Raw genomic sequence first — 17671 nt, 5'->3', positions numbered from 1 at the left:
AGGCCTGCCTCACCCTTGTAGGAGCGCACCTTGTGCGCGACCGCAGCGCCGCGGTCTACCCGCTCCGCCGGCTCGTCGCGCAGAAGATGCGTCAAACCCCGCGTCGATAAAGCGTGTAGCGCACGTCGCCCGCCGTACCCTGCCGGTGCACGGTCCAGTTGGCCGGAGCCACCGGCTCCGCTTGCCGAGGCGACTCCAGATAAATCCACGCCGACGCCGTCAGCCACCCACCCTGCTCCAGCTGCCGGGTCAACGGCGTCCACAGATCGAGGCCAAACGGCGGGTCGAGAAACACCACCCCAAACGGCTGCCCAGCGCCCTGCAGATAGACTTGCGCGTCGATCGCGGCGACCTGCCCACCGCTGGCCTTCAGGCGCGCCAGATTGTCCCGCAGCGCCTGGGCGGCCCGTGCATCACGCTCGACAAACTGCACGCCAGCCGCGCCACGCGACAGCGCCTCCACGCCCAGCGCCCCGGTCCCAGCGCACAAATCCAGGCAGCGTGCCCCGTCGATCACCGGCGCCAGCCAGTTGAACAAGGTCTCGCGCACGCGCTCCGGCGTGGGGCGCAGGCCGGGCAGATCGGGCACATCGAGGCGTGAATTGCGCAACTGTCCGCCAATGATGCGGATGCGCCCGCTCGCGCCCTTCATGGGCGCCATGGCTCAGCGGTGAGTTTGGAAGGGGGTGGTAGCATGCGGGCCATTGTCTTTGAATCCCTGCCGCAATGCTCAAGTTCTGGAAGAAGAAACCCGCTGACGCCGCACCGGGCCAGTCGACCGCGCCTGCGGACGAGATCGCTCCGGCAGCCGGCTTTGCGCACGACACGGATGCCGTCTCGCTCGACCACGCCAGTCCCACCCTGGACGAAGCGCTGGCCGAAACGCCGCCCGCACCCGATGCGCCCGCCGAAGACGTCGCCAGCGAACTTGCCGCCGTCGTCGAAGCCGCTGCCGCTCCGGCCAAGCGCAGCTGGCGCGAACGCCTTTCCGGCAGCGGGTTCGCACGCAGCCTCACTTCCCTCTTCATCCGTCATCCCAAGCTGGACGACGACCTGCTGGACGAGCTGGAAACCACGCTCATCACCGCCGACGTCGGCGTCGAAGCGAGCACGACCCTGGTGGAGGATCTGCGCAAGCGCATGCATAAGCGCGAGTTCGCCGATGCCAGTGCGCTGCTTGCCGCGCTGCGCCAGTCGCTGATTGCGATGCTGCGTCCGGTCGAACAGCCACTGGAAGTCGGCGGCCTCAAGCCGTACGTGATCCTCACCGTAGGCATCAACGGCGTCGGCAAGACCACCACCATCGGCAAGCTCGCGCGTCGTTATCGCGACGAGGGTCGCCAGGTGATGCTCGCCGCCGGCGACACCTTCCGCGCCGCCGCCGTGGAACAGCTCAGGACCTGGGGCGAACGCAACAAGGTGCCGGTGATTTCGCAGGGCCAGGACGCCGACGCCGCCAGTGTGATCTTCGATGCACTGCAGGCCGCGCGCTCGCGCAATGCCGATGTGCTGATCGCCGACACCGCAGGCCGTCTGCACACACAGGGCGGCCTCATGGACGAGCTGGGCAAGATTGCCCGCGTGCTCAAGAAAATCGACACCGAGGCGCCGCACGAAGTGCTGATGGTGATCGATGGCACCACCGGCCAGAACGCCGTGAGCCAGGTGCGCCAGTTCCGCCAGATCGTCGGCGTCAGCGGCCTGGTGGTGACCAAGCTCGATGGCACCGCCAAGGGCGGCGTGGTGTTCGCGCTGGCGCGTGAATTCGGCCTGCCCATCCGCTACGTGGGCCTGGGCGAAACCGCCACCGATCTGCGCGTGTTCGATGCCGAGGCTTATGTCGACGGCCTGCTTCCCGCCAGCCTGGGTCAAGGCTGAGGAGCGCTGACGGGTGCCGCGCTGGCTCCGCCTCGCCCTCATCGTGATCAGCAGCGCGACGCTGCTGTTGGTGGCCGTCGCGCTGATCGCGGTACACGTGCTGCTGCAACCCGAACGCATCACCGCGATGCTGCAGCAACAAGCGCAGGACGCCGGCCTTGAGCTGAGTCTCGCAAGCCCCGCCACGCCAGCGCTGTTCCCGCGTCCCGCGCTCGAGCTCGAAGGCATCACGCTCACCGCGCGCAACGCCAACATGCCCATCCTGCTGGCGGCGCGCGGCACGCTCGCGCTGCCGTGGCGCACGCTGCTGCACGGCGAAACCGTGATTTCGCAGATGCAGATCGACTCGCCGCGCGTCGACCTCGATGCCTTGCAATCATGGCTGGACGACCTGCCCTCCGGACCGTCCGCGGTGCCTGCGGCGATACCGAGCATCGATGCCGGCGTGCATATCACGCGCGGCAGCCTGGTGCGCGGCAACCAGCTGTTGCTCGGCGATGTGGAGCTCGATGCGGGCCGCCTCGCCGCCAATCATGCGTTTCCGCTCACGATCACGGCGAAGGATGCGCAGGGCATTCCCACCCAGTTGCGGCTATCGGTAACACCCAGCATCAAGAACGGCTCGCTGCTGCTGCAGAACATCGCGCTGTACGTGGCGCACAGCACCACGCTCACCCTGCACCTCACGGGTGACGCACGTTGGCGCGGTGCCGCCGATGCATCCGCGCAACTGACCGGCAAGCTAGACCACGCCAATGCGGGTGAATACGACGCAGTGATCCAACTGACGCCCGCCGACCAGAGCGATCCACTGATGCTAGCGCTGAAGCTGGATGGTCCAGACAATCACGCCGACCTGCATATCCCGCCTTTGGCTCTGGCCAGCTGGTGGTCGCAGCTCGATCACGACGACGGTCCGCGACTCACCGTGCCGCCCGGCAACGGACATGCGGAAGTGGCCAGCATCGAGGCCGGCGACATCAGCGTGGAAGGCCTCACCATCCAGGCAGGCACCGATGTGCCTGCTCCTGCGGCAAGCACAGCGACACCGCCCAAACCGGCAGCAGCGAAACCCGCGCCGCCCAAGCCCACGCGCAAGTCGCCATGAATCCATTTGCTGCTGCACTGCTGGCCTGGTTCGACGAACACGGCCGCAAGGATCTGCCCTGGCAGCATCCTCGCGACGCTTATCGCGTGTGGCTGTCGGAGGTCATGCTGCAGCAGACGCAGGTGGTCACGGTCATTCCGTACTTCCAGCGTTTTGTTGCCGCGCTGCCGACGCTGCGCGATCTTGCCGCTGCCGAAGAAGATACCGTGCTCGCGCTATGGTCCGGCCTTGGCTACTACCGTCGAGCACGCTTCCTGCAACGCGCCGCGCAGATCTGCGTGGAGAAGCACCAAGGCGAATTGCCGCGCGATTTCGATGCACTGGCTGATCTACCGGGCATCGGCCGCTCCACCGCGGGCGCGATCCTCGCGCAGGCTCATGGACTGCGTTTTGCCATCCTCGATGGCAACGTCAAACGCGTGCTCACGCGGTATCTGGGCATCCACGGGCATCCAGGCCAAAGCGCCATCGAAAAGACGCTCTGGCAACACGCCGATGCATTGACCCCAGCCCAGCGCACCGCCGACTACACACAAGCGATCATGGATCTTGGCGCCACCGTGTGCGTGCGCTCCAAGCCGCTGTGCGATCAGTGCCCGCTTGCAGCGGACTGTGTCGCCAAGCGTGACCATCTCACCGCGCAACTGCCCAGCGCCAAACCCACCAAAGCGATACCCACGCGCGACACGGTGATGCTGATCCTGCGCGACGCCGCTGGACGCGTATTGCTCGAACGCCGCGGCGCGCAAGGTGTGTGGTCCGGTTTGTGGAGTCTTCCCGAAGCAAGCGATCACGATCACGCGTGGCGCACCGCCGAGTCCCTGGCGCGGATCGACGATGCGCATGCGCTGCCACCATTCGTGCATGTTTTCAGCCACTATCGGCTCAAGGTCGAGCCGCTATTGTTCGACGAGGCGACGGCGCTTCAGCGCATCGCCGATAATGCCAGCCTGCGCTGGTGCGATCCCGGCGAGCGAGCGGCCCTCGGCCTGCCCGCTCCGGTGCGCACCCTGCTGCAGAACCTTTGAATCACTACCGATGAGTCACATCGCATGACCCGTATCGTTCACTGCGCCAAGCTCGGCCGCGAGGCCGAAGGCCTGGATTTCGCACCCTGGCCCGGCCCGCTGGGCCAACGCATTTATGCGGAGATTTCCAAGGAAGCCTGGCAACAATGGCTGGCCCACCAGACCATGCTGCTCAACGAATACCGCCTCAATCCGCTCGATCCCAAGTCACGCCAGTTCCTGAGCGCCGAAATGGAAAAATTCCTGTTCGGCGGCGACGTGAAGCAGCCTGAAGGCTACGTCGCCCCGCCCACAGAGTCTTGACGAGCCGCCCTGCTTCGGATTTAATGCACGGCTCCACGCGGCGTCTTCGACGCACGCTGGCATGGCCGGGTAGCTCAGTTGGTAGAGCAGGGGATTGAAAATCCCCGTGTCGGCGGTTCGATTCCGTCCCCGGCCACCATGATTTCAAGGGCTTGCAGCAATGCAGGCCCTTTTCTTTTGTCTCGTCGTCGAACTCGCCTGCCGCTAGCGCCCGCCTCGCTCAGGCAAGAGCTGCATCTCGCGCAAGCCCCCAATCCCAGGTTCATTCGTTAGTTTTATGCGTCGTGATTTTCGTCATGGTGAATCTCCTCATGACCGCGATACACGCAACGGCACGAGCGCTTGATTTCGGCAACTGACTGGATCGGTGCCGCCCTCCCCGTCGATCTCGGACCTCACCTTCAGACTGTTCCGACAGACCGCCTTCGGAGGGATTGCCATCCTGCTGCCGGCGACACCGCAAGCATCTTTGTACCCACCAGCCTCCCGAGCGATACGGACGACGCATGCTCGATCCGCTCGTGACTGCTGCAGAGACAAGGCCTGTTGAGCGGAGATGGCAACGACCTGGATGGATCTCACGTTGCAGATGAAGCTAAAAGGGACGCCCATGCACACAGCAAGTCGAGTTCGCACCGCCGCGTTCTTCTTGACAGCATTTATCACGCTCGGCGCATTCGCTCAGAAAACCTCGCCGCCCGCGACACCGGGCTCTGCCGTGACGCTGTCGCCCGTGGCGGTTTCCGGTGTTTTGCCAGGTCCTCCGCTGTGGAAGGTCAGCAAAGACGGCCACGTGATGTGGATACTTGGAATCACCTCACCGCTACCCAGAGGCGTGCAATGGGAGTCGCCCAGGGTCGAGCATCTCATTGCCTCTTCCCAACAGGTACTCAAGCCGCCAGGCCTGGAAATCGGGGCGCAAATCGGGCTTTGGGGCCGACTGCTTCTGATTCCCTCCATGATCGGACTGAAGAAACTCCCGGATGGCAAAATGTTGCAGCAGGTGCTATCCCCTGACCTGTACAGCCGCTGGCAAGTCCAAAAGATCAGATACCTTGGCCATGGCTCAGGTGTCGAACGTCTGCGACCGACTTTTGGGGGTCAGAAGTTGTACAGCGCCGCCCTCCTTCAATCCGGGCTCATCGACAACCACAAGGTGGAAGCTGCCATCTATTACGCCGCGGATCGGGCCAAGGTACCGGTAACCGACACTTCCTATGTCATGGTGCTGGATGATCCGCATCGCGCCGCGAAACAGTTCAAGCAAGTAGCAATGAATGACCAGCAATGCCTCAGCGGAATCCTGAGTGCCATCGAGCAGGATTTCCCGCAAGCCTCCGAACTGGGACACGCGTGGGCGACCGGCGACATGGAGACCTTGACGAAAATCTTGTCGGCCAAGCAACAGGACGATTGTCTTTCAGCCATAGGCAGCACGGACTTTGGCAAGGAGATAGGGATGAACGATATCTCCGCCCGTATCCGACAAGCATGGATCAAGGCAGCCGAGGCCGCCCTCGCGCAGAACTCTCAATCGTTGGCGGTGCTTCCGATGAATCGGATTTTGACTGGCGACGGCTATTTGAAGGAGCTCCAAAAGGACGGCTATACCGTGCAATCACCCGATGCTCTGATCGGAGCGAATCCTGATAATTGAGCTCAACAGAGGAAGCATCCTGAAAGAGCGGAGGATGGTCCCGGTGACGACGTGCCTTCTAGCAGCAATCGCAGAGGACTTCCTCCGCGAGAACGGTTACCGCTTGAGTCGCGCCGCCAGGGAAATCGTTAGCAGAACGCAGATTTCCGGTGCAGTCCCGGAAAAATGTGATCCACATCAMATTTTTCCGGGACCACCCTGAAAGCCCTTCCCACAAACAAGTCGATCCGACGGCCGGACCAATTGCTTCCTCCGAGCACTGACGCGGCAGCAATCCGGGATACGCGTCCCACCAACCATCAATCACAAGGGCTGGGACAAAGTTGGTGCTACATTCGCCACCGTTGCTCAATGTCTGAGCACATCACCAACAAAGGGGTCCGTTATGTTGAAAGCCCTCTCGCGTCGCGCATGCCTCTTTGGCGTGCTCGCTCTGGCTACGTCTGGAGCTGCCTTCGCCGACCAGCCGCCCGCCACCGGCCTCGGCCAGTCGTGGCCCAATGCGTCCGACGTCAGCAGCAATCCGAACTTCCACGCCTATGTATTCACCATTGGCGGCATCCAGTTCGTGCAGATCAATGATGCGAACGGCAACGTGCTCGGCGCCGTCGGCTCGGCGGGCGGCCAGTTCATCACGCTGCCGATGGGTCGCTTCTCGCAGTTGGTCACCACACCGCAGCAGGGCCCGGCTGTAGCCACCACGGCCACCCCGACCACGGCTCCGGCCACGGTCTACCAGGACACCGCCACGACGGTGACTGCCACGCCGCTGAGCGACGGCACCCTGCAGCTGAAGGCCGCAGCCAGCACCTGCAACCCGGAAGTCTGCAGCACGCACATTCAGTAAAGTGCGGGAAAACCCAGCGATCAGCGGCGTGTCAAATGCCGCTGATCGTGATCGGGTCGAGCATCAGCAGGCTGACCCGGCGGCCATTGGCGATCTGATGTTCGCGGGCATCACCTTCAAAGGTCATGGCGCGATCACGAATTCCCGCCCAGCCCATGCCGCTGGTCGAACGCATCACGCGGGGCAGCAGTTCGTCCCAACGCACCTGCGAAGACGTGTCGGCGGTATCGCGGAAAATGATGCTGATCAGCACCCAGCGACGCCCCAGCTTTTCACCGCAGCGCACGCGAACGATCACTTCGCTGAGGTTGCGCTTGGCGCAGGCATCGGCCACGACCTCGACCACGAGGCGATAGATGGCCAAATGCAGGGTCTGCGATAGCCGACTCAACGGGCCACGCAGGTCACACCAGTAACCCACGCCCGTTTCATCGAGCGCACGCGGTATGGCGCCTTCGCGCAGGGCGGCCGGCAAGCCACGCTCGCGCCACGACACCGGATAAAGGCTGTCGGCGAGGCGGAACAACTGATCCTGTGCCACCAGCGCCTGGCGGTGATAGCTGCGGTCTTCGATGGTCGGCTGCAGGTGGCGCAGGCGCCCCATCATCATCGAGAAGCTGGCCTGCACCGTCTCGCGAATCTGCTCCAGCGCGAGTGACGTCGTGCGTAGCTGCATCTCGCCGATATGCACGTTGCGCTGGGCCAGCGCCAAGGCCATGCGCACATCCATGCGTTCTTGTTCGGCGTGCTGGTGCAAGGCGCCGATGCGTGCGCCCAGCAGCAGCATCGAGGAGATCGCCAAGGCAACGATCGCCTCTGCCTGCATGGTCTGCTGATCGTCGGCGGCTGGCATCAAGGCCATCACGGCCAGGCTCGATGCCGTGCCGCCGATGGCCGCACCCTGCCAGCCATGCCGCATGGCGAGCCACACGATGGGCAGGAACATGGCGACCTGGGCAATCTGTCGGACGCGCGGCGCCTCAAGGCCTATCCACACCAGCAACAACAGCGCGGGCACCACCAGGAAAATGCTGTCGAGCACCGCGCGACTGTCGAGCAGTCGGGTGCCCAGCTGGCGCCAGCCAGCACCACTCAACAGCTGGTATGCGAGCAACACGGTCGGGGTAACCGCCAGAATGCCGAGGTAGTTGCCCAGCACCCACTTGGTCGCCAGCTTATCCACCTGCAGGTGATAGTCCGGCGGCAGCGTGATCGAGTAAATGGTGGCCAGGTTGCATGCGGTCATCACGAAGGACAACACCAGCGCAGCCCCGAGCAGTGACCCCATGTTGAGCGAGCCCCTGGCGGCCAGGACGGGCCAGCGTTCGCGCAGGACGTAGACGAACGGCGCCATGAAAACCAGGCCGGGAATGGTAAACAGCACGGCCCACAGCACACCGTAGTCGCCCACGCACGCAATGCTCGTGGGCAGCAAGGCCAGGGTTTCACCGACGATCAGGGCCGGCCAGTCGCGATAGCGCACCAGCAGAAGCACGGCCAGATGGATGCCGGCACCCAGCACGAAGTGAGTGATGGTGACCTGGCGAGTAAGGGCGATCAACAGCCCATAGGACGCAGCGATGCCAATGCGGCGGAACCACGGATTGGCCCACGGAGCGTCCAGCATTGCATCCCCCTGTCAGTCTTTCCCTCGCCTGCGCCGGGCTTCTGCGCAAGCGGCCGATCACATCGGTTGAGGCGTGAAAGCGCTGTGAAACGCCCCGGCGTTCTAGCCCCCTTATCGTAGCGCAGCCAGTTGTTGCAAATGTGCACCACGTCAAACATTTCAGCATCGAGTCGTGAAAGTCGCGGCAGGTCTTCGACGTGAAATATTGCGCTGCTACCGCAAGGTCCGGCGGGCGATCAACCGCCGACAGCCGAATAGAGGCGGTCCGGCAGATAGCTGCGCACCGAAGCCGCATCCAGGTGGACCAGGTTCTTGGCCACTTCGAGCATGACCCGCCCCTTGGTGGGGCCATCCAGGCGATCCCGCAGCGAGCCCAGGAAGGCCGGCGCGGCGATCAGCATCAAGCCGTCGAAGCGCCCATCGGTGCGGCCTTTGAGCAGGAAGCGGGAGAGTTCCAGCGCAAAATTGCTGGTTTCCTGCTCCACCATGGTGGTGTCGGGCTCTTCTGCGTGGCTGCCGGGACCGGACCGGTCAAAGCCCCGACCAGGCCGATCCGATACAAGATCTTGCTCGTGCAGGCGGGCTTCCGGATGGATGAAGGCATCCAGCTCCTCCAGTGGACCGGTCGGCTGCCTGGCCTGAAACAGCCGGGCAACGCCTCGATTGGCAACCACGATCCAAACCGTCTTGTTCATCACGCGCTCCCAGGGAGTTTCACCAGGAATGCCGGGCGACTGACATCCGCGCACCAGGCGATGGCACCGGGCGCTGTCGACACCGTCGGGGAAGTTTGAGAATCCCCTTCAACGCGTCAAGCCAACGTGAGCCTGACGCTCGGCCGCAGGTCGCTGCGCCAATCAAGGGTGACACGTTGGCTCGCCCGCCTTGCGTCCGAATCACGATGGCCCGGAGAAGGCCCGCGCGCGACTCTCGATGGGAGTCGGCGCCCCCTGGTCATGCCGCCGATGCCTTGTGCAGCGCGATGCGTTCGAAGGGCTCAAAAGCGGCGCCGGGCGAGGACTCCACGCACAAGGTCAGCGCATCGATGCGCGCCGTCGGCAGCATCGATGCGCGCAGCGACAACCAGCGTTGCAGTGCGCGCTCTTCGTCGACGGAAGCAGGTGCCGATAGCGTCATGTGGAAACGGTAGCGTTCAAACACGTAGGGATACCCGTAACGTCCAAGGTAGTGAGTTTCGATGGCATCGAGCCCGGAGGCGCGACGCTGAAAATCGTGTTCCGCCAGCGGCAGTCGCAAGGGCTCGATCGCCTCGATGCAGGCCGCTGCCAGGGCATTCACCGCTTTGCTGTCGCCCAGTGGGCGCAGCGCCGGAAAGCCGGCGAGCCGCGCACAACGCAGCGTCAGGTTGATCGGCGCGTGTGACCGGGCGACGACATGCAGGGCCTGGCGCAATTCAGCCAGGTCGACATCCGGCGACAGCGTGAAAGGGGATCGCAACGTGGCGTGCCAGCCGTAGCGGCGCACGTCGGCCAACAGGGCATTCCAGCGCGTCAACCCGATCCCCGGAATGCCATTGGCAGCCAGCTCGGTGCTCACCCAGTCGCGCCCCAGGGCAGCCAGCGCGCTCGCCGGCGCGGGGCAGAAATAAATGGCGTAACGCATCAGCTGCCGACCAGCGATACCCGCAGCAGCGGTATGCGCCCGAGTCGCTGGGGCCCGCCACGCCATGCATCAGGTGCGCGCGTGCGAGCCATCCTCGCAGCGTCATTGACCTGAAGCGCCCTGCCCTGTCCTCGCTTCACCCGTCCCCCTGCCAGTTCAAAATCCGCTGTCGACAGTCCCGTACCGGCACCATCGACAGGCCGCGCCTGATGGCGCTGCGCCCCCTAGCTAACTAAACCTATGTGACAAGACGGGGAATCGGCGCGAACTGTGGCCGCGCGCCCTCCTGCTCCTCAGCAGTCGACTGCGCGTCGTGCGCGTCGCCCATCCCCTTGCCGCGCGACGGACCAGCACGGCAGCGGCAGAGTTGACCATGAGCGCCGCCCGGGTAACGCGATGGAATCGGCAGAACGAACGCGCGCATCGGCCGGGCGCGAGCGGGTGGTCGAAGGGCGCCGGCCCCGCCCGGCGACGCGACACCCGGCGCCAAGGCCAGGTGTCACGGCGACCGCCTTCAGCTGATCGGGTGGAACTTGCCCCACGGCGAAAGAATGTCCTTCCAAGGTTCGGACAGGCTCATGTCGCCCACGCCGCCCAGCGCGCTGGCGGTGTCCTTCTGCCAGGTCTGCACGGCATCCTGCAGGCCCTTGGCGAAATGCGCCTGCACGTTGGCGGCGATCTGGTTGGTGACGCTGGCATCGCCCATGCGCTGCTGCAGCTGTCGCCAGAAGGTATCGGCGGGCATGGATGCCAGGGCCGCCCAATCTTGCGCCTTGATCAGTTGCTCTACGCGCGCCTGTTGTTCCGCGATGCCGTCGTCCATCGCCCGGGTGGACAGCTCCAGCCATTTCTTCCAGTTTTCCATCACCAGCTTGTTCACGCGCAACTGAAGCTCGGTGTTGGCTTTGTAGAGGCTCAACGGGAGATCGCTCGGGTTAGCCATGTCATGCCCTCAGTGGGAGATCTTTTGCGGTAGCGCCATCGCCCTCCGGCGGTGGCTTTGCACAGGTGTCGCCATGACACCTCCGGCCACTATGGACCAGCTGCGCGACGGGAGCATGAACCTTCCGGCCTCAACGAAATGTGTGATCGGTACGGCCTTGATCGTCCACATGACGTCGGTGGCAGCAATTCAGCGCGCGGTGCGGATGGGTTCGCTCGTCGTTGTTTTTAGGGGGACCGGTCGCGAAAACCTGCATAAACCTGTAGCTCGACGATGCCGTGCGGACCGCCAAGACACGCTGCGCCAAGGACAACAACGTAGAAGTTCGCGTCGATCCGCGTGCTGGAGGAGTGCTCCCGACAGGCAGGTGCCACGCCGGCGCGAGGCGTCTATCCGCGCACAGCTATCTGCCCGCGTGCATGCCGTGGCGTTCAAGGGCGCGTGTCGAGGGTCAAGGCGGACCACGCGGCCGGCAAGGGCGCCGAACTGCCGCTGGATCTTCAGGTGGGTCGGATGATCGGTACCGACAGGCGTCGATGCGGTCGGTGCCAGTGGCCGCTGGCTGCGCAGCGATAAGCCACTTCTTGAAGACACCAGGTGCGGCGCAAGGGCCGCACCTGGCGAGAATGCTCTAGTGAAACGCTACGCTCAGAGAGCGGCGTCCTTGAGCTTCTTCAGCGCGCGGATCTTCAGCTTCACCGTAGCGGGCTTGGCAGCGAACCACTGCTCTTCCTTGGTGAACGGGTTGATGCCCTTGCGCTTGGGCTTGGCCGGCACGTTGACGGCCGTGATCTTCAGCAGGCCCGGCATGGTGAAATGACCGGCACCCTTCTTGTGCACCGAGCCCGTCACCGCGCCTTCGAGCGAGGCCAACACCGCGCGCACGTCCTTGGCAGCCACGCCGCTGGCTTCAACGATGTGAGCCACGAGGCCCGACTTGCCCAGTGCGTCCTTGATCGGCTTGTGAACAACCGCCTTGGCGGCCTTCGGAGCTGCCTTCGGAGCGGCCTTCTTCTTTGCTGCTGCTTTTTGCGCCTTCGCCATACATTTCCCCGTGGTGATCAATAGAGATGGTGTTTGATGCCTCTCGGCATGCGGAATGTATGGCATGCCAGCCCATCACGCCAAGCTGCAAGACGGAAAAATTGCGGTTTTTTTTCGATAATGGCCCGGAAGGGGTGAAGAAAGTCACGATCGGGCACTCGGAAAGGCTGTTTTTTAGGGCTTTTCCTAACCCCTCCCCGCCGCTTGCCGGCGGATTCGCCTCAGGCGGCTATGGACCGGCGGCGCCAGCCATCTCTACTATCGAGCTTCGTCTCCACGCTAGGTGCTGCCCATGAAGCGATTGGCCTTATCCCTGCTCGCCCTGTCTGTGACGTCGGCGCTGTTCGCCGCCGATGCACCGACCACCCCGACGTTCGACCCGCACCGTTTGTCGGACGACGTCAAAACGCTTTCGTCCGATGCCTTCGAAGGCCGCGGCCCCGCTACGGCGGCCGAAACCAAGACCATCGATTACGTGGTTGCCCAGTTCAAGGCAGCCGGCGTGCAACCCGGTGGCGACCTGAAGAACGGCAAGCGCGAATGGACGCAGGCCGTGCCGCTGCTGCAGTCCGATATCGCCGGTACGCCGTCGCTGTCGTTCACCATCAATGGCAAGACCCAGGCGCTGACCCAGGGCCAGCAAATCGCCGTGCGTTCCGCGCTCGACGGCTCCAAGGCCGTGTCGATCAAGGACGCGCCGCTGGTGTTCGTGGGCTATGGCGTCAAGGCGCCGGAGCGCAACTGGGACGACTTCAAGGGCGTGGACCTGAAGGGCAAGATCGCCGTCGTGCTGATCAACGACCCGGATTTTGAAACCGGCGTGGGCGATTTCGGCGGCAAGGCCATGACCTATTACGGCCGCTGGACCTACAAGTACGAAGAAGCCGCTCGCCAGGGCGCAGCCGGCATGCTGATCGTGCACGAAACCGCACCGGCCTCCTACGGCTGGGCGACCGTGGCCAACTCCAACACCAACACCCAGTTCGACGTCGTGCGCGACCATCCCGCCAGCGCACATACACCGGTGGAAGCATGGATCCAGCGCGATGTGGCAGTTGACCTGTTCAAGTCTGCCGGCCTTGATTTCGAAGCGCTGAAGAAGCAGGCGCAGACGCGCGACTTCAAGCCGGTGGTGCTCAAGGGCGAGACCTTCTCGGCCAACTACAAGATCAACTCCAAGGTGATCACCTCCCACAACATCGTGGGCCGCGTCGAGGGCAGCAAGCGTCCGAACGAGACGGTGATCTACAGCGCGCACTGGGACCACCTGGGCGTGGGCGCCCCCGATGCCAAGGGCGACAAGATCTACAACGGCGCGGTGGACAACGCCACGGGCACTGCTGCGCTGATCGAACTGGCTCGCGCCTTCGCCAGCCAGCCCAAGCCGGAACGCTCGGTGGTGTTCCTCAACGTCACCGCCGAAGAGAAGGGCTTGCTGGGTTCGGAGTACTACGCCTCCAAGCCGCTCTACCCGCTCGCCAGCACCGTGGCCGACATCAACATGGATGCGCTCGATCCGCACGGCCCGTCGCGCAACTTCACCATCTCCGGCAGCGCCAAGCTCGACCTGCTCGATGAGCTGACCACCACGGCCAAGCAGTGGAACCTGGTGTACTCGGCCGATCCCAAGCCCGAAGCCGGCCACTTCTTCCGCTCCGATCACTTCTCCTTCGCCAAGCGTGGCGTGCCGGCGGTTTCCTTTGGTTCGGGCAACGACTGGGTTGACGGCGGCCTGGCTGCCGGCAAGGCGGCCGAGGACGAATACGTGGCCAAGCACTATCACCAGCCGTCCGATGAGTGGCAGGCGGATTGGCCGTTCACGGGCATGGCCCGCGATCTGCAGATCCTCTACAAGCTCGGCAGCGACCTCGCCAACTCCGACACCTGGCCCAACTGGAGCAAGGATTCGGAATTCCGTGCGGCCCGCGACGCCACGGCAGCGCAGCGCAAATAAGCGCGGTTACGTTGCAGTACATGAAGAGGCCCGCAGCAATGCGGGCCTTTTTCTTTAACCGTTCCAACCCGTGGGAACACGATTTTCACGCGAACCTGATTCAGATGACGGCAAAACACAACGGAAATATGGCAGTCACCGTCGAGCCAGACAGGAATCACAAGAAGGTCATGCTTCGACGGCAAGCTGCCCACAACGGACTTCAAAAAAGTTGAATCCTATGCTGGCGCAATACGTTCACCCCTCCAAAACCGGCCTGTTCCGCATCGTCCGCCACGGCCGCCAATGGCGCGTGCTGTGCGATGAACTGGAAATGGGTCGCCACGAAACGGCCGAAGCCGCGCTCATCGCCACTCGCATCGACTGCCCGCAGGCGCGCCTCCCTGGCGAACTGACCGAGTGGCGCTATATCCCCGAACTTGCCCTGGCGCACTCACGTGTATCGAGCGAAGGCACGCGCTGGCGTTTGGCGGGCTGAAGCCGCTTCACGTCTCCTTCTCCCCTCCGGGCGACCCGAAGGAAGTCCCTGTGGGAGAGAAGGCCGGGGTGAGGGGCAGGTGCTCGCGGGAAGATCACCTATTGCCCTTACTGGCTACTCGTGCGCGTTGATAACCGCAAGAAAATCCCGCCCATATCGCTTGAGCTTCGCCTCACCCACGCCACTGATCGCCGACAGCTCCGATTCGTTCGAAGGCAAGTCGCGCAACATCGCCAGCAAGGTCGCGTCGTGGAAGATCACATAGGGCGGCACGCCATGCTGCTTCGCAAGCTGCGTACGCAACTTGCGCAATTCGTCCCATAGCGGCTGCTCGTAAGCCTCCACGCCAAGGCTGCCGCCCGTCACCAGCTGGCTGTCGCGACGACGCTTGCGCGTAGCGCGCGCCGGCGTGGCGTCTTCGCGCAGACGCACCGGACGATTGCCCACAAGCACCTCGCGACTGGCCTTGCTCAGGCGCAACGTGCCGAAGCCCTCCGCATCGGCTTCCAGCAGGCCCATCGCGAGCAACTGGCGAAACACCGAGCGCCATTGCTTCTCGTCCATATCGGCGCCGATGCCGAAGGTGGAAAGGCGATCGTGGCCCAAGTCCGTCATGCGCGTGCTGTCTTCCCCGCGCAAGATGCTGATGACATGACCGGAACCGAAGCGCTGGCCGCTCCGATAAACCGCGGATAGCGCTTTCTGCGCAGGCACCGTGGCATCCCACGTCTTGGGCGGCTCGATGCAGTTGTCGCAATGGCCGCAGGGCCCCTGGAACGATTCGCCGAATGCGGCGAGCAACAGCTCACGGCGGCATTGCGTGGCTTCCGCATACGCCAGCTGCGATTCCAGTTTCTGGCGTTCGACGCGTTTGCGCTCATCCGCCGATTCCGATTGCGCAATCATCTGGCTCATCGTGACCACGTCCGACAGGCCGTAAATCATCCATGCCTCGGACGGCAGGCCGTCGCGCCCCGCACGGCCGGTTTCCTGGTAATAACCTTCCATGCTGCGCGGCAGATCAAGGTGCGCGACGAAGCGCACATCGGGTTTGTCGATGCCCATGCCGAACGCCACCGTGGCCACCATCACCACGCCGTCTTCGCGCAGAAAACGCCGCTGGTTCGCGTTGCGAGTCGCGGCGTCCAGACCGGCGTGATAGGGCAAGGCCTCGATGCCCGCTTCCGTCAGCCACGTCGCCGTTTCATCCACCTTCCGTCGGCTCAGCGCGTAGACGATGCCCGTCTCGCCGCGATGCCGCTCCAGAAATTCCATCAACTGCCGTCGCGCGTTGTGACGCAGGCCGACCTGATAGCGGATGTTCGGTCGATCAAAACTCGAAACGAACTGACGCGCCTCTTGCAGCGCCAGCCGCTCGACGATTTCATCGCGCGTGCGCTGATCGGCTGTTGCGGTGAGCGCGATGCGTGGAATCTGCGGGAAACGCTGATGCAGCACCGCCAGCTCGCGATATTCAGGGCGGAAATCGTGTCCCCACTGCGACACGCAATGCGCTTCGTCGATGGCGAACAAAGCCACCTCGGTGCTTTCGAGCAAACCAAGAAATCGCGACGTCAGCAGTCGCTCTGGCGCGACATAAAGCAGGTTCAACTCACCGGCCAGCAGGCGTCGCTCCACCTCGCGCTGGTCTTCCGCGCCCAGGCTGGAATTGAGATAAGCCGCGGAAACGCCGGCCTCGCGCAACGCATCCACCTGATCCTGCATCAACGCAATCAGCGGCGACACCACGATGCCGGTGCCCTGCCTCACCAAGGCGGGAATCTGATAGCACAGCGACTTGCCGCCACCCGTAGGCATCAGCACCAAGGCATCGCCACCGTCGATCAATTGCTCGACGACGGCTTGTTGCTGACCGCGAAATTGCGCGTAGCCAAAAACGCTTTGAAGAATATCGAGAGGGGCTGGAAGCATCGGCGAATGCTAGCAAATGTCGAATGCGGCTTTGCGTCTCGCGCCACTGTCCTTTGTCAAGACGTACGCAGATCGGCCACGCAGCCGACGCACTGCTCGGGAGAAAACCGACTAAGCGCAGCCGTTCAAGCGCGCGCAGGCATGGCGGCAGGCAATCGATGACATCCGATGTTCGCCACGCGGGCAGATCTAACCCGGCATGCCCCACAAGGCCCGATCGAGATTGGCATCCAGGCCAAAACTTGCCAACGGCACACGGCCATTCTTCACTTCCACGCCCTCCGCTTTCAGGCGCTTGCTCTGCTCGCGAAAGGCCCGACTGCCCGGGGGAAACGCGATATGACCGCTGGATCGCAGCACGCGAAACCAGGGAAGCTCCATGCCGTCCGGAACTTCGCCGAGCGCCCTGCCGACCAGACGTGCGCGCCCCGGCAGTCCCGCTCGCGCTGCGATGGCGCCGTAGCTGGCGACGCGGCCGGCAGGAATAGCTGCGATGGCAGCAAAGATGCGGGCGTGCGCGTCGGATTTGGGCTTGTCCATGATCTTCAACAGGCTCTTTACACCGGGTCGTGGCACAGTAGCGAGCCTGGATCGGCCTGCCAAGGAGATCGCACCATGCGCCATTTCGAAGCCGTGCGTTCCCACATCGGCAGCTTGCACGCGCTGCGCCACAACGACCCTTATCTGATCAGTTTTGATCTGACTTTGCCGCACGACCGGCATCAGGGCATCTATCTCGCCGAACTCGAAGACGAGTCCGGCCGCCGCTATCTGCGCATCTCCACGCCGGTGGGCCCGCTCGCCGGTGCTGACCCGCGCCGATGCCTGCGTTTCAACTGGGAGCAACGCAAGGGTTTTCTCGCCGTTGCAGACCTGGATGGTTCGCCCTATCTGCACCTGTGCGAAAACCGCCCGTATGAATTGCTGGATGCGGTGGAATTGAGGCGTCTGATTGAGGAGCTCGGCGAGCTGGGTGATCAGTTGGAGAGGATCGTTGCGGCTGGGGGCGATGACCTCTGATTGAGGGCGGTTCTGCCCCCCCACAGGAACGGAGGCAGACGCCGCGCACCGCGTTTCTATGCAGGCGGCCGCATCGCGACTGTGGGAGCGCACCCTGTGCGCGATAAACCTACGGAGCGGTACATCCCGGCGCTGCGGTCGCGCACAAGTGCGCTCCTACAAGGGATCGCGCAGGCCGGTACCGATCGGCTCTTTGTGGGAGCGCACCCTGTGCGCGACAAACCTACGG

General features: G+C 63.7%; 17 protein-coding genes and 1 tRNA gene. 10 read left to right on the top strand and 8 right to left on the bottom strand.

All coding sequences use genetic code 11. The features are described 5' to 3' along the window. Positions 1 to 91 precede the first annotated feature (91 nt). Positions 92 to 652, bottom strand: coding sequence for a 16S rRNA (guanine(966)-N(2))-methyltransferase RsmD (rsmD, locus tag AC1DE1_RS14940; RefSeq protein ID WP_477177758.1), 561 nt, complete (start codon positions 650 to 652; stop codon positions 92 to 94). Between the two features lie 74 nt (positions 653 to 726). Between rsmD and ftsY the strand changes: the two genes are divergently transcribed. The 7 genes from ftsY (at position 727) to AC1DE1_RS14905 (ending at position 6821) form a co-directional block, all read left to right on the top strand. Beyond that, positions 727 to 1878, top strand: coding sequence for a signal recognition particle-docking protein FtsY (gene ftsY / locus AC1DE1_RS14935; protein WP_477177749.1), 1152 nt, complete (start codon positions 727 to 729; stop codon positions 1876 to 1878). Between the two features lie 13 nt (positions 1879 to 1891). After that, positions 1892 to 2986: an AsmA family protein gene (locus tag AC1DE1_RS14930; RefSeq protein WP_477177750.1), complete on the top strand. Its 1095-nt coding sequence runs from the start codon at positions 1892 to 1894 to the stop codon at positions 2984 to 2986. Further along, the gene (gene mutY / locus AC1DE1_RS14925; RefSeq protein WP_477177751.1) at positions 2983 to 4014 is read left to right on the top strand and encodes an A/G-specific adenine glycosylase; all 1032 of its coding nucleotides are present in this window, start codon (positions 2983 to 2985) and stop codon (positions 4012 to 4014) included. Before AC1DE1_RS14930 ends, mutY begins: the two co-directional genes overlap by 4 nt. A gap of 24 nt (positions 4015 to 4038) precedes the next feature. Beyond that, positions 4039 to 4317, top strand: a complete 279-nt coding sequence (locus AC1DE1_RS14920; protein ID WP_477177752.1) for an oxidative damage protection protein — start codon at positions 4039 to 4041, stop codon at positions 4315 to 4317. Between the two features lie 63 nt (positions 4318 to 4380). Beyond that, positions 4381 to 4456: transfer RNA gene (locus tag AC1DE1_RS14915), tRNA-Phe, on the top strand. Positions 4457 to 4873: 417 nt separating this feature from the next. After that, on the top strand, positions 4874 to 5974 hold the full coding sequence (locus AC1DE1_RS14910; protein ID WP_477177753.1) for a TraB/GumN family protein: 1101 nt from the start codon (positions 4874 to 4876) through the stop codon (positions 5972 to 5974). 385 nt (positions 5975 to 6359) lie between these two features. After that, positions 6360 to 6821, top strand: a complete 462-nt coding sequence (locus tag AC1DE1_RS14905) for a hypothetical protein (protein ID WP_441603018.1) — start codon at positions 6360 to 6362, stop codon at positions 6819 to 6821. Between the two features lie 31 nt (positions 6822 to 6852). Here the strand turns inward: AC1DE1_RS14905 and AC1DE1_RS14900 are convergent, their stop codons facing one another. The 5 genes from AC1DE1_RS14900 to AC1DE1_RS14880 form a co-directional block, all read right to left on the bottom strand. Continuing rightward, on the bottom strand, positions 6853 to 8448 hold the full coding sequence (locus tag AC1DE1_RS14900; protein WP_477177754.1) for an MASE1 domain-containing protein: 1596 nt from the start codon (positions 8446 to 8448) through the stop codon (positions 6853 to 6855). Positions 8449 to 8684: 236 nt separating this feature from the next. Continuing rightward, complete coding sequence (locus AC1DE1_RS14895; RefSeq protein WP_441603020.1) at positions 8685 to 9143, bottom strand: host attachment protein; 459 nt, start codon at positions 9141 to 9143, stop codon at positions 8685 to 8687. 259 nt (positions 9144 to 9402) lie between these two features. Further along, positions 9403 to 10071: a DUF1045 domain-containing protein gene (locus AC1DE1_RS14890; protein ID WP_441603021.1), complete on the bottom strand. Its 669-nt coding sequence runs from the start codon at positions 10069 to 10071 to the stop codon at positions 9403 to 9405. Positions 10072 to 10585: 514 nt separating this feature from the next. Next, positions 10586 to 11014: a phasin family protein gene (locus AC1DE1_RS14885; protein WP_477177755.1), complete on the bottom strand. Its 429-nt coding sequence runs from the start codon at positions 11012 to 11014 to the stop codon at positions 10586 to 10588. A gap of 648 nt (positions 11015 to 11662) precedes the next feature. Then, positions 11663 to 12058: an HU family DNA-binding protein gene (locus AC1DE1_RS14880; protein WP_046973133.1), complete on the bottom strand. Its 396-nt coding sequence runs from the start codon at positions 12056 to 12058 to the stop codon at positions 11663 to 11665. Positions 12059 to 12350: 292 nt separating this feature from the next. Between AC1DE1_RS14880 and AC1DE1_RS14875 the strand changes: the two genes are divergently transcribed. Both AC1DE1_RS14875 and AC1DE1_RS14870 read left to right on the top strand, forming a co-directional pair. Beyond that, positions 12351 to 14012 carry a M28 family metallopeptidase gene (locus AC1DE1_RS14875; RefSeq protein WP_477177756.1) on the top strand — a complete coding sequence of 554 codons (1662 nt, stop codon included), beginning with the start codon at positions 12351 to 12353 and terminating at the stop codon, positions 14010 to 14012. 220 nt (positions 14013 to 14232) lie between these two features. Continuing rightward, complete coding sequence (locus AC1DE1_RS14870) at positions 14233 to 14490, top strand: hypothetical protein (protein WP_441603157.1); 258 nt, start codon at positions 14233 to 14235, stop codon at positions 14488 to 14490. A gap of 114 nt (positions 14491 to 14604) precedes the next feature. Here the strand turns inward: AC1DE1_RS14870 and recQ are convergent, their stop codons facing one another. Both recQ and AC1DE1_RS14860 read right to left on the bottom strand, forming a co-directional pair. Further along, entirely contained in the window at positions 14605 to 16422 is a 1818-nt protein-coding gene (recQ, locus tag AC1DE1_RS14865; protein WP_477177757.1) for a DNA helicase RecQ, read from the bottom strand. 189 nt (positions 16423 to 16611) lie between these two features. Next, positions 16612 to 16962 carry an MGMT family protein gene (locus tag AC1DE1_RS14860; protein WP_121882339.1) on the bottom strand — a complete coding sequence of 117 codons (351 nt, stop codon included), beginning with the start codon at positions 16960 to 16962 and terminating at the stop codon, positions 16612 to 16614. A 75-nt stretch (positions 16963 to 17037) separates the two neighbouring features. On the opposite strand from AC1DE1_RS14860, the gene AC1DE1_RS14855 reads away from it, so the two are divergent. Continuing rightward, the gene (locus AC1DE1_RS14855; RefSeq protein ID WP_046973138.1) at positions 17038 to 17442 is read left to right on the top strand and encodes a hypothetical protein; all 405 of its coding nucleotides are present in this window, start codon (positions 17038 to 17040) and stop codon (positions 17440 to 17442) included. Positions 17443 to 17671: the final 229 nt, after the last annotated feature.

Source organism: Dyella sp. 05T440 (assembly GCF_056395965.1).
Note: the sequence above shows the minus strand (reverse complement) of the source record. Positions and strands in the feature narration are given on the sequence as shown.